Origin of the sequence: Promicromonospora aerolata, assembly GCF_042682255.1 — a bacterium.
Lineage (GTDB): Bacteria > Actinomycetota > Actinomycetes > Actinomycetales > Cellulomonadaceae > Promicromonospora > Promicromonospora aerolata.
In genome coordinates this window covers 2,932,917-2,945,191 of sequence record NZ_JBHUHF010000001.1, presented here as the reverse complement: position 1 = coordinate 2,945,191, position 12,275 = coordinate 2,932,917, and the positions used below count along the sequence as shown (strand labels likewise).

Annotated in this window: 9 protein-coding genes; 4 read left to right on the top strand and 5 right to left on the bottom strand. The window is 72.2% G+C overall.

From position 1 onward, the window contains the following. The first annotated feature begins 53 nt into the window (after nucleotides 1-53). Nucleotides 54-1,646, top strand: a complete 1,593-nt coding sequence (gene guaA / locus ACFSL2_RS13150) for a glutamine-hydrolyzing GMP synthase (RefSeq protein WP_377198301.1) — start codon at nucleotides 54-56, stop codon at nucleotides 1,644-1,646. Between the two features lie 71 nt (nucleotides 1,647-1,717). Here guaA and ACFSL2_RS13145 read toward each other — a convergent pair whose 3' ends face one another. The 4 genes from ACFSL2_RS13145 to ACFSL2_RS13130 all read right to left on the bottom strand — a co-directional run bounded on the left by ACFSL2_RS13145 (nucleotide 1,718) and on the right by ACFSL2_RS13130 (nucleotide 6,172). After that, nucleotides 1,718-2,344, bottom strand: a complete 627-nt coding sequence (locus ACFSL2_RS13145; RefSeq protein ID WP_377198300.1) for a prepilin peptidase — start codon at nucleotides 2,342-2,344, stop codon at nucleotides 1,718-1,720. Between the two features lie 162 nt (nucleotides 2,345-2,506). Continuing rightward, nucleotides 2,507-3,709, bottom strand: coding sequence for a glycosyltransferase family 4 protein (locus tag ACFSL2_RS13140; RefSeq protein ID WP_377198299.1), 1,203 nt, complete (start codon nucleotides 3,707-3,709; stop codon nucleotides 2,507-2,509). Between the two features lie 64 nt (nucleotides 3,710-3,773). Then, nucleotides 3,774-4,457 carry a hypothetical protein gene (locus tag ACFSL2_RS13135; RefSeq protein ID WP_377198298.1) on the bottom strand — a complete coding sequence of 228 codons (684 nt, stop codon included), beginning with the start codon at nucleotides 4,455-4,457 and terminating at the stop codon, nucleotides 3,774-3,776. After that, nucleotides 4,454-6,172 (bottom strand): PspC domain-containing protein, encoded by a 1,719-nt coding sequence (locus ACFSL2_RS13130; RefSeq protein ID WP_377198297.1) that lies wholly within the window; start codon nucleotides 6,170-6,172, stop codon nucleotides 4,454-4,456. The genes ACFSL2_RS13135 and ACFSL2_RS13130 overlap by 4 nt, the downstream gene beginning before the upstream one ends. A 136-nt stretch (nucleotides 6,173-6,308) precedes the next feature. On the opposite strand from ACFSL2_RS13130, the gene ACFSL2_RS13125 reads away from it, so the two are divergent. The 3 genes from ACFSL2_RS13125 to ACFSL2_RS13115 all read left to right on the top strand — a co-directional run bounded on the left by ACFSL2_RS13125 (nucleotide 6,309) and on the right by ACFSL2_RS13115 (nucleotide 9,216). Continuing rightward, complete coding sequence (locus tag ACFSL2_RS13125) at nucleotides 6,309-7,718, top strand: PspC domain-containing protein (protein ID WP_377198296.1); 1,410 nt, start codon at nucleotides 6,309-6,311, stop codon at nucleotides 7,716-7,718. Further along, nucleotides 7,715-8,413 carry a LuxR C-terminal-related transcriptional regulator gene (locus tag ACFSL2_RS13120; protein ID WP_377198295.1) on the top strand — a complete coding sequence of 233 codons (699 nt, stop codon included), beginning with the start codon at nucleotides 7,715-7,717 and terminating at the stop codon, nucleotides 8,411-8,413. Before ACFSL2_RS13125 ends, ACFSL2_RS13120 begins: the two co-directional genes overlap by 4 nt. A 206-nt stretch (nucleotides 8,414-8,619) precedes the next feature. Then, the gene (locus ACFSL2_RS13115) at nucleotides 8,620-9,216 is read left to right on the top strand and encodes a hypothetical protein (RefSeq protein ID WP_377198294.1); all 597 of its coding nucleotides are present in this window, start codon (nucleotides 8,620-8,622) and stop codon (nucleotides 9,214-9,216) included. 107 nt (nucleotides 9,217-9,323) lie between these two features. Here the strand turns inward: ACFSL2_RS13115 and ACFSL2_RS13110 are convergent, their stop codons facing one another. After that, on the bottom strand, nucleotides 9,324-12,125 hold the full coding sequence (locus ACFSL2_RS13110) for an immune inhibitor A domain-containing protein (protein ID WP_377198293.1): 2,802 nt from the start codon (nucleotides 12,123-12,125) through the stop codon (nucleotides 9,324-9,326). Nucleotides 12,126-12,275 lie beyond the last annotated feature (150 nt).

Sequence of the window (12,275 nt, the reverse complement as noted above, 5' to 3'; positions counted from 1 at the left end):
ACGTTACACGGGCGTGGAGCGCCCGGCCGCCGTCGGGCACTTAGACTTGCCGGGTGTCGTCCACTGCCCCTGAGAGCCAGCCACCGACCCCCCGACCGGTCATCGTCGTCGACTTCGGCGCGCAGTACGCCCAGCTGATCGCGCGCCGCGTGCGCGAGGCCAGGGTGTACTCGGAGATCGTGCCGCACACGTGGACCGTCGAGCAGATGCTCGCCAAGGACCCTGCGGCCATCATCCTGTCCGGCGGGCCGTCCTCCGTGTACGCGACGGGCGCCCCGTTCGTGGACCCGAAGCTGTTCGAGGCCGGCGTCCCCGTCCTGGGCATCTGCTACGGGTTCCAGGCCATGGCCCAGGCACTGGGTGGTGAGGTGGCACAGACGGGGCTGAGCGAGTACGGCGGCACCGAGGTCGAGGTGTGTGCCTCCGGCATGCTGCTCGCCGACACCCCCGAGTACCAGACCGCCTGGATGAGCCACGGCGACGCCGTGCACAAGGCCCCGGTCGGGTTCGAGGTGCTCGCCACGTCCGACGGCTCGCCCGTCGCCGCGTTCGAGGACACCCACCGCCGGCTGTACGGCGTGCAGTGGCACCCCGAGGTGCGGCACTCCGCCCACGGCCAGCAGGTGCTCGAGCACTTCCTGTACGAGGGCGCCGGCCTGGCCCCCGACTGGACACCCGACAACGTCATCGCCGACCAGGTCGCCGCCATCAAGGCGCAGGTCGGCAGCTCCCGCGTCATCTGCGCGCTCTCCGGCGGCGTCGACTCCGCGGTCGCCGCGGCGCTCGTGCAGCGGGCAGTGGGCGACCAGCTGACCTGCGTGCACGTCGACCACGGCCTCATGCGGGCCGGCGAGGTCGAGCAGATCGAGAACGACTTCGTCGCCTCGACCGGCGTGAACCTGATCATCCGCAACGAGAAGGAGCGCTTCCTGACGGCGCTCGCGGGCGTCAGCGACCCGGAGACCAAGCGCAAGATCATCGGCCGCGAGTTCATCCGGGTCTTCGAGGACGCGCAGCGGGAGATCGTCGCCGAAGCGGGTGAGCACGGCGAGGAGGTCAAGTTCCTCGTGCAGGGCACCCTGTACCCCGACGTCGTCGAGTCCGGCGGTGGCGAGGGCGCGGCGAACATCAAGAGCCACCACAACGTGGGTGGCCTGCCCGACGACCTGGACTTCTCCCTGGTCGAGCCGCTGCGCACCCTGTTCAAGGACGAGGTCCGTGCGGTGGGCCGCGAGCTGGGCGTGCCCGAGGAGATCGTCTCGCGCCAGCCGTTCCCCGGGCCGGGCCTCGGCATCCGGATCGTCGGTGAGATCACCGAGGAGCGCCTCGAGATCCTGCGCCGCGCCGACGCCATCGCGCGCGAGGAGCTGACCAGGGCCGGACTGGACCACGAGATCTGGCAGTGCCCCGTGGTGCTGCTCGCCGACGTCCGCTCGGTGGGCGTCCAGGGCGACGGCCGCACCTACGGGCACCCGATCGTGCTGCGCCCGGTCTCGTCCGAGGATGCGATGACCGCGGACTGGACCCGCCTGCCGTACGACGTGCTGTCGACCATCTCGACCCGCATCACCAACGAGGTCCGCGAGGTCAACCGCGTGGTGCTCGACGTGACGAGCAAGCCGCCGGGCACCATCGAGTGGGAGTGACCTCCTGCGGCCCTGCCCCTCGTCCGGGGCGGGGCCGCAGTGGTGTGCGCCCGGTGCTCACCAGCTGCTGTTCACCAGCCGCTGAGGCGGGCCCACGTGAGCCCGACGACGGTGCCGATCAGCATGTACGGGCCGAAGGCGATACCGGTCTTCCAGCCCGCGCGGCGCCCGAGCAGCAGGACTATCGCGACCACCCCGGCGACGAGGTGCGCGGCGAAGACGCCGACCAGCAGGATCGTCCACGAGTGCCACGTCAGCAGCGCGCCGAGGCTCAGGGCGAGCTTGACGTCGCCGTACCCGATGCCGCCGCTCGGCGCGATGAGGTAGAGCACCTGGTAGAGGGCGAAGAACGCCAGCGCGCCCAGCGCAGCCCGGCCCAGCGCCGGCCAGTCGCCGGTGCCGAGGGCCGCCACCGCGAGCAGCACCGCCGTCGCCCAGGTGAGTGGAAACACCAGCGCGTTCGGCAGCCGGTGGGTGCGCGCGTCGATCACGGCGAGCGCCGCGCCCACGACGGCCAGCACCAGGTAGGCCGGTGTGAGCCAGCCCGGACCGCTCGCCCAGAGGGCCCATCCGGCGGCCGGCACCGCGGCGATGCCGGCGGCCCGCGCGTACGGCCTGACCTCGGCCCGCGCGCGCACGTACAGGCGCACGACGAACGGTTCGGCGGGGCTCGTCGCAGCCGGTTCGGAGGAACTCACCGCCCGAGGCTACCCCCGCCCCCCACCCGCCGCCCCCCCCCGCCCCCCACCGGCAGCCGTTCGACAGCAGACTTGGTCGCGGTCGAACATGACGACTGCAGACTTGGGTGCGGTTGGGGGCACTCAACCCGCACCCAAGTCTGCAGTCGTCGATCGGGGGGCTTAGCCACCCGCCAGCGTTCTCGCCTCCTCGTACACCCGCTCCGACGCCGTCAGTACCTCCGGCCAGGCCACGCCCGACGGCGGCGTCGCTGCTCGCTCCAGCAGCCCGTCGAGCAGGCCTGGCTCGGTCACGAGTCGCACGATCGCGGCGGCCAGCGCGTCGTCGCCGGGCACCACGAGGCCCGTGGCGCCGTCGACCACCCGCTCGGCCACCCCCGATTCGGCGTGGGTGATCACGGTGAGCCCAGCGGCCTGCGCCTCGAGCGCGGCGATGCCAAAGGCTTCGGCGGGGGACGGCGCGGCAAAGACGTCGGCCCGCGCGTAGAGCCGCTTGAGCTCGGTCTCGGTGAGCCGTCCGGGCAGCGAGACGACGTCACGCAGCCCGTGTTCCGCGACGAACCGCACCGCCGCCGCGCGTTGTGGCCCGTCGCCGGCGACCGTCACGAACAGCGCCCCGTCGGGGAGCCGGGATGCGGCGTCGGCGACCGCGGCGAGCAGCGGCAGCAGTCGCTTGCGAGGCGCGAACCGCGCTGCGGCCACGACGTGCACGGCAGAGCCCTCTGGCCGCGCGTCCCGCTCGGTACGCGGTACCCGCCAGGCGTCCAGGTCAAGGCCGTTGGGCAGGATCGCCACTCCGCCCGTTCCTGCCCCGGTCGTCGCCCCTCCGCTGGTCCCCGCTCCGGTCTTCACGGGGGGCAGGAGCCGCCGCAACGGCGCCGCCGTCAGCTCGCTCACTGCCGACCACCGCACGGGCCAGCGCGTCCAGCCGAGCACGGCGTCGGCGGCGGCGAAGAGGCGCCAGGCGCTGCCCCACACGCTGTGCACGGTCAGCACGGTCGGCAGCCCCAGCCGGGTCACGGGCCGCAGGGCGGCCTGCGCGGTGGGAGCCAGCACCCCCATGTGCAGGTGCACGACGTCGGGTCGCTCGCCCTGGTTGACCGCCTCACGCAGGCGCGCGGTCACGTGGGCGGTGGAGCGGGGGTGGACGGGCCAGCCGCCCGGTACCCGCGCAGCGATGCGGTGCACGGTGACACCGTCCCGGACGGTGGTGCTGATCCCGTGTCTGCCAGGGGCCGCCGGTGTGGTGGTGATGACCTCGACGTCGTGGCCGGCCGCCGCCTGCTGACGGGCGAGGCGGCTCACCTGGGCCTCGATGCCGCCGAGGAGCGGGAGGTAGGTGTCCGACACGTGAGTGATGCGCACGGTGGTCATCCTCGCACCGGTGGGTCGACCTCGGCGGCTGGACCGAGGCCGCCCGGCCGGCCGCCTAGCGCCGCCGGAGGCTGGAGACCACCGATCCGACGACGAGGATCACGCCGGCCGCACCCAGCAGCACGATCAGCGCGACGCCCAGGTCGAACATCACGCCCGCGGAGACCGCGAGGATCCCCAGCCCGACCGCGATCACGATCAGGCCCCACACCGCCGTCCCGACGCGGGGGCCGCGCCGTGCGGAGGCCGGGTCCGCCTGCTGCACGGCCTGCACCTGCTGGACGGGCTGCGCCGGAGCCGGCTGGTGCGCCGGCGCCTGCTGCGCCGGCCCGGTCCCCGTGCCTACCGGAGCGGTCGGACCGGACGCGGTCGGACCGGACGCGGTGGTCCCGGACGCGGCCGGCACCTCGGGTGCCGGGTCGCGCAGCGGGGCGAGGGGGTCGGAGTCGTCGTGCGCCGGGGCGTCCTGGACGTCGGCGGACGACGCTTCCTGCTCCTGCACCCGTGCCGCGGCGATGCCGTAGGCCGGGTGCACCTCTCCCTCGGGCGCGGAGGTCTGGGGGAGCTGCTGGGTGGCCTGGGTGATCTCCTGCGTCGGCGGGTTCTGCGCCGCCGGCAGCACCTCTGTCGTGTCCGGGTCCTGCGTGGTCTGGTTGTCCATGGTTTCGCTCGTGTCCCGGCCCTCGGGCCGACTGGAGTTGTCGCTCTGGTTCTCGCGGTCGTTCGGCTGCTCGGTCACTGTGTGCTCCCTGACTTGATCTCGCTCACGATGACCTCGCCCGCGCCCACCTCGATGTCGAGGCTGAGCACGGCGCCGTCGTCACCCACCTCGTCGCTGGCGAAGTAGTTGTCGGAGGCGACGCCGCTCGCGGCCCGGTCCTGGTCGTCGACGTTCCACTGCAGCGCACCCGCGGCGACGTAGGCGTTCGCCTCGACCGCCGTGTCGGCCGGGACCATCACCACGGTCTGGCCGGCTCCGAGCTGGATGGGCACCACCACGGGATCGCCCGGCTCGACCGTCGACAGGTCGAGCTCGGACAGGTCGATGACGGGGTCGCCCCAGCGGACGTAGAAGCCGTTCTCGGCCTCCCGTGCCGTCTGCACGGTGACGGTGCCCTCGGTGATGGTCGCCGCGCCGGGGTAGTTGGGCTCGTTCATGAGCTCTTCGATCTCGCGGCCGCTCGTCACGGCGTCGTCCACCCAGCGCGGACCCGCCGCACCGGCGACCGCGACGTACGTGAGACCGAACAGCATCGCCACGATCGCGAAGAACCCGAGCAGACCGCTGGACCGGCCGCGCATGGCCGAGAAGAAGATCGCGATACCGAGCACCACCGTGCCGATGCCCAGCCAGGCCGAGGCGAACCCGGCGCCGCCGGGAAGATCCGTGCCGTTCAGGCGGTACATGGCCAGCAGCAGGGCACCGGCCAGGAGGATCACACCCATCGTGATCCCGACGGTGGTGCCGCCCGGACCCCGGTGGGCGCGGGCCGGGGGCGGGGTGTAGGCGGGCGAGCCGACCGGGGCGGGCCCGGACCGGTAGGGCGCCTGCGTCTGCCGGTAGGGGGCAGGCCCGGCACCGGTCGCGTAGACCAGACCGTCGGACCGGCGGTAGTCGACCGACGGTGCGGGCGTGAACGGCGCGGGTGCGCCCGGCTCACCGGGACGCTGCGGGGCGTCGAAGCCGCTGGCCGTCGGATGGCCCGGGCCGGCGGCGCGGGGCGCACCGGGTGCGTCCGGCGTGCCGGGTGCGGGCGTACCAGGTGCGGGTGTGCCCGGTGCGGGGACACCCGGAGCGGGCACGCCGCCGGTACCCGGGCCGGCGCCCGTGCGCCGCGCGGCGTTGTTGTCGCGCTGCCGCTGCACGCCCTGGACGATCAGGTACACGACGGCACCTGCCACGGCGAACCAGAAGAGGAAGCTCAGCAGCTGCAGTTCGGCGCCGCCCCACGAGCCCAGCGGGCCGCCCCAGGCGAAGCCCATGAGGAACACGGCCACCGAGCCGAGCATCGCGACGTCGAAGTTGCCGCGTGCCGCCTCCTGGAGGTGGATCCGGCCGTCCCGCTCCGGCAGCAGGGCCCAACCGACGCCGTACAGGATCAGGCCGAGGCCCCCGAGGAAGAAGCTCACGATCAGCAGGCCACGCACCAGCAGCGGGTCCCAGCCGATCCGCTCGGCGACGCCGCCCGCGACGCCACCCACCCAGCGCTGCTCGGAGCGGGGGAACAGGCCGCGCCGGATCGACGCGAAGAACCCGGATTCCGGGTAGGGCCGCTGTCCGGCCGCGACGGGTGCAGGCTCGACCGCCGGGTCGGCCGCTGGATCGGCCGGCTCGAATGCCGGGCCGGCGTGGTTGGCGTCCGGGCCGGCCGGCCCGGCGCTGGCGGGCTCGGCGTCGGCCGAGCCGCCCGGCTCACTCGTGGCGCCCTCTGGACGCGTCTCGTCGGTGCTCATGGTCACCATGCTGGTCGACCGGCGCCCGATCCGGCATCGGGACCTGCCCTGAACCAACCCTGGTTAGCCCTGCGCGGGACCCTGAGATCGGGGCTCAAGCGTGTTCAGGGGGCCCCGGGCATGTGACGATCGAGGTGTGGACCAGAGACTCACGTTCCGCCGGCCCGCCGAGGCGGGGCCGGGATACAGCCGCCGCTGGGTGGCCGGTGTCGCCGCCGGCCTGGCGGCGCACGTCGGCGTGCCCGTGTGGCTGATCCGGGTCGGCTTCCTGGTCCTGGTGTGGTTCGCGGGCGCCGGCCTGGTGGCCTACGTCTTCTGGTGGGTGACCGTCCCCGCCGGCGTCCCCACCGTGGCCGCCGCCGCCGTGCCCACCGACCGCCGCCGGCTCGCCCCGCGCCTGACGACCGACGCCGCGGCCGACGCCGGCGCCGCGGACCGGGCCGGGTCGCTCGCCGACCGGGTGCGGCTCTCCGGGCCGGTCTCCCGGCTCGCGGTCCGCGACATCTGGATCGGCGTGGTCCTGCTGTCCAGCGCCGCCCTCATGCTCGCGTTCCGCGCGGACTGGGACCCGGTCGCATCCTGGGTGCTGCCCGCCCTGATCGGCCTCGGCGGCGTGGCCCTCGCCTGGAGCCAGATCGACGCCACCGAGCGGGACCGGTGGGTGGACGGCACCGGTACCGGACTCCGCTCCCGCACCGCGCTGCTCCGCCTCGCCGGCGGCGTCGTGCTCACCATGCTCGGCGTGCTGATGCTGGTGGGGCAGGACACCCCCGTGAGCGTGCTGATGCAGGCCACCATCGCCTCCGTGGCGATGGTCGCGGGCATCGCGCTCGTCTCGCTGCCGTGGTGGTTCCGGCTGGTGCGCCAGCTCGGCGACGAGCGGGCCGCGCACGCCCGGGAGTCCGAGCGCGCCGACATCGCCGCCCACCTCCACGACTCGGTGCTGCAGACCCTCGCCCTGATCCGCGCGCAGGCGTCCGACCCCGAGGCGGTGTCCCGCATGGCCCGCGCGCAGGAGCGCGAGCTGCGCGGCTGGCTCTACGACGACCGGCAGGAACCCGGCACCTCGATGGCCGCGGAGCTCAAGGAGCTGGTCGCCGAGATCGAGGACGCCGTCGCGCCGCTCACCGTCGAGACCGTCGTCGTGGGCGACTGCCCGCCCACCGAATGGACGGCCGCACTGCTCCAGGCGGCGCGGGAAGCACTGCTCAACGCGTTCAAGCACGGCGCACCGCCCGTGTCCGTATACCTTGAGGTCACCGACGCCGTGGCCGAGGTGTTCGTGCGGGACCGCGGGGACGGCTTCGACCTCGACGAGATCGCGCAGGACCGGTTCGGCGTCCGGGAGTCGATCCTCGGCCGGGTCCGTCGCCGCGGCGGCACCGCCGAGGTCGTGAGCCGGCCCGGCTGGGGTACCGAGGTGCGGCTCCGCATGCCGCTGGAGAAGCCGGCGAACGGCGACAAGAAGACCGAGAAGAACGGCAGGGCGCGGGCCACGACGGCCCCCAGCACTGCGCCCACCACTGTGGAAGGTGCGACGAGATGACAACCCACGCGACGCCGTCGGGCAGCACGCAGGGCTCCGTGACCATCCCGGTGCCCGTGGTGCTCGTGGACGACCACCACCTGTTCCGCACGGGCGTGCGGGCCTCCCTGGACAACCGGGTCACCGTCCTGGGCGAGGCGTCCGACGTCGACTCCGCCGTGGCCCAGGTGCACCAGCACCGCCCGCCCGTCGTGCTGCTCGACGTGCACCTGCCCGGCGGCAACGGTGGTGGCGGTGCGGAGGTGGTGCAGCGGTGCGCCGACCTGCTCGCCGACGTACGGTTCCTGGCCCTCTCCGTGTCCGACGCCGCGGAGGACGTCGTCTCCGTCATCCGGGCCGGCGCTCGCGGCTACGTCACGAAGAACATCGCGCCCGCCGACCTGTCGTCGGCGGTCGTGCAGGTCGCGGGCGGCGACGCCGTCTTCTCGCCCCGGCTCGCCGGGTTCGTGCTGGACGCCTTCGGCGCGTCCGCGAACGACATCGCCGTGGCCGACGACGAGCTCGACCGCCTCTCGAAGCGCGAGCAGGAGGTCATGCGCCTCATCGCGCGTGGCTACTCCTACCGCGAGGTCGCGAGCGAGCTGTTCATCTCGATCAAGACCGTGGAGACCCACGTGAGCGCGGTGCTCCGCAAGCTGCAGCTCTCGTCCCGCTACGAGCTGACGCGCTGGGCGGTGGCGCGCCGGCTGCTCTGACCGGCTGCCGACGTCCGCGCCGGGCAGGATGAAGAAGTCGGAAACGTCTCCGACCTGCGGGTCCGCATTGGTACGCTCTGTGCCCCCAGCGGGGGCACTCGTCGTGGAGGGGCTCGGCGGGGTGGTGCTGCTGACGCCGAGCAGACGACGGCGACTCCGACCGACCGAGACGAAGATAACCAACCTCCATGCGGACCAGTCGACTTGTGAGCCTCATGATTGCGCTGGTCGCCGCCATCATCTGGATGGTCAGCACCTACGCGAACCCGTCGAACTCCTGGGACCCCGTGAACTTCGTGCTGCGCATCGCAGCGGGTGCCGTGACGATCGCCGCCGGGGCGGAGTGGCTCGTGCAGAGCGTCCGTGAGGCTCCGGCCAAGCCTCGGCGCGGGTCGCACCTCGCGTCGGCCGTGCGGCGCAGCGTGGGTTCCAGGACGGTGCTGGACCACTTGCTGGACCACTTGGGCCCGGCCGCCGGCCGCCGGCCGTCCCCGGCTCAGGACCTGGCGACCGTCACGGGCGGCGGCGCCGTGGTGGTGGTCGGGTACCTGATGGAGCGCAAGGTGCGCCGGGTCTCGCTGCGAGTCGGGCTGGACGAGGCGTCCGCGGCGTCCCTGGAGTCGGTGCTCGGCGCGGCGCCGCACCGGGTCTTCGGGACACAGCCGCCCACGCGTGGTCTGTTCGACCGGTCCGCGTACACCCAGCTCGAGGGCGCCTCCCGGTCCGGGGCCTGGAGCATCGCGGTGCCGACGGTCGACGTCGACCTGCTCCGCTACGTCCTGGGGCGGGGCGAGGACCGCTGAGGGCGGGACCACCTGGCTGGTGGTCCCGCCCTCAGTGCTACTGCACGGCGTCGACTGCCGTGCCTACTGCTGTCCGGGCAGCCGTGCTGCCTGTCCGGCGGTGTGGATCACTGCCCGGAGAGGGGCGGGGTGATCTGGAGCAGGGCCGAGGTGTTGCCCTGGAACGCCTTCTTGAGGTGGACCACGGTGCCGTAGCCGACGCCGTCGTCCGCCGGGTCACCGGTGCCGGTGATGGCGCCGATGCCGTAGTCGTGCCCGAACTCCTCGGGCAGGAGCTCCCCGTTCTCGTCGACCATCCGCACCGTGTAGGGCGAGTTGTCGACGGACGGCACCACGGTCGACGCGTCGTTGTCCCGGTAGAACAGGCCCCCGTTGTTGAGCTCGATCCCGGGGTACCAGCCGGCGTCGTCCGTGAACGTGCGGACCGGGTCCTGTGCCCCGAAGTCCGTGCAGAACTCCGTGGTGGTGTCGTCACCCGTGATGCACTCGGTGAACGGGTAGGTCGGCTGGAGGCCGAACGCCACGTTCGAGGACTGCGCACGGGACGGGACGTTCTTCAGCACCGACGTGTCCGGCGTGGCCGACGCGTCGCGGCGCAGCGGGTCGAAGTGGCTGTCCACGAGCAGCAGACCACCCTTGGCCCCGGTGCTCGGCAGCTCGCCTAGGTTGTTCAGGACGTGGTTCTGGCGACCGAAGGTCGTGTCCCGGTACCAGACGAGCATGCCCGGCGCGTTGTAGGCGATCTTCTCGACCTTCCACGCGTCGCTCTGCGGAGCCGCGTACGTGGAGTCGTACGCGTACTTCAGCCCCTCGTCGAACCCGTCCAGGTTGCGCCACTCCACCAGGTAGAAGTGCTCCTGGACGGACGAACCGGAGTAGGTGTGCCAGCCGTTGCCCGTGGTGTCCGTGAAGGTCGAGGCCTCGGGGGTCCAGCCCGCCTCGCCCGACTCCACGTCATCGCTCCACACGACCTCGCTCCCGCTCGTGAGCTCGAAGTCGTCGGAGAACCAGCCACGGTCCTCGAACGCCGCGTCGGTGGCGTACCGCAGACGCAGCTGGACGGTCTGCCCGGCGAACGCGGACAGGTCCACGTTCAGGTGCGCCCAGCCCTCGGTGGCGCCGGTCAGGCCGTACTTCTTGCCGCCGTAGTCGGCCATGCGCCCGTTCGGGTCGGCATACCCGTCCGGTGTGGTGACCTCGGCGCCGGCGTCGTCGACGACCTTCTGCTCGGCCCAGGTGGTGCCGCCGTCGGTGGAGATCTCGACGAACCCGTAGTCCCAGTCCGCCTCGATCGAGTAGTCGGCCCAGAACGAGAACGTGGCGTCCGCCGGGACGTCGAGCGTGCGGTTCAGCCGGATGTCGGCCCAGCTCTGGTCCGATCCGGTGTACCACATGGACTCACCGCTGTGCGGCTCGCCGAGCTCGATGTGCTTGTCCGGCAGGTTGATCTTGACGCCGTCCTGAGTGCCCTTCATCGGGCGGGAGGCCTGGCCCACCTTGACGGCGAGCTCCTCGTCGCCCGGGTTCACCTCGACCGGGTCCACCCAGCCGAGCACCCACTTGTCCCAGATGCCCATGTGCGTGGGCATCGACTGGAAGATCGGACCGGAGTGCGAGCCGGAGCTCATCAGGTCCCAGAAGTCGACGTCGGAGTCGCCGCCGCTGGCCGTGTCGTACAGGTCGGGCAGGCCGAGGTCGTGGCCGTACTCGTGGGCGAACACGCCCACGCCGGAGTCCTCCGGCTGCACGATGTAGTTGGACAGCCTCAGGTCGGTGCCCGGGATCGGCGCGCCGCCGGGGACGTCCGAGGAGTGCGCCCAGATGGCGTACGTGCCCTGCTCGCCGCCACCGCCGGACTTGTCCTCACCCGCGTGCACGAGGACCACGTGGTCGATCACGCCGTCCGGCTCGTGGACGTTGCCGTCACCGTCCCGGTCGGACTGGTCCTCGATGTCGTAGTCCGCCCAGGGGAAGTCGGGCTGCATCTCGGCGAGCTTCGCCACGGCGTCGATCGGGAGCTGCCCCGGACCGATGGGGTTGTCCGGGTGGCCGTTCATGGTCTGGTAGGCACCGGCCTCCCACTCGCCCTCGTCGTTGAGGAAGCAGCGCTGCGCGCCGTACCAGGCTTCGGAGTGCGGCACCTTCACCCAGGGGGTCGCCGAACCGCTCACGGTGTAGGCGTCGCGCGACATCTCCTCGTACATGTTCTTCATGGTGTAGCCGGAGATGTCGATGCCCGGCCGGCCGTCAGGGCCGGTGAGGTCGGGGCGGACCCGCTCGGTGATGCCCTCGTCCGTGAAGAGCATCTTGTTGAAGTGCTCGGACGAGAAGTCCTCGACCCACATCGTGTTGTTGTCCGGCTGCGAGGCCTCGGCGGGGTTCGGGATGTTGTTGTGCAGCGGGCCGTTCTGGACGTTGCCCGGCATGCACTCCGACGAGCCCCAGAAGGTCGGCACCATCTGGTCGGTGAAGTCGTCGTTGGCGTTCTCGTCGAACTCGACGAGGATCGTCAGGAGCCGAGCCTCCTGGGTCTCGGGCGCACTCTTGTAGCGGGACTGCTTGATCTCCTTGGGGCTCTTGCCCGTGCGGATGGCCTCGCTCTCGAGCTTGGCCAGCTGTTCCGCCGCGGCCGGGTTGCCGCTGGAGAACTTCTTCTCGAGCTCGTCCGAGGCGACCTGGACGGACTCGTCGACGCCGACGCCCGTCTCTCCTTCGGCCTTGTGGACGATGGTCCGGCCGTCGGCCGTGATCTCGACGTCGTTGCCGATCTCGGGCTGGGCGACGACATCGGCGTAGTTGATGTAGTGCTCGGAGTTCTCGATGGCCGGTGTACCGCTCCCGGTGGCCGACGCCGTCGTCGCTCCTCCGGTCGCGGCGAGTCCCGCGACGGTGAGCGCGATGACAGGCATCGCGGCCACCGTGCACCGAACCGCACGTCGTGTGTGTGTTCTCATGCGTTCTCCCAGATCAGGCCGTCAACAGTGGTCGGGTGGCGGCAGGGGTAGAAGGCCGCGGAAATGTGGCGGCGTTTGCATGCATACCGGAACTTGACCTACGAC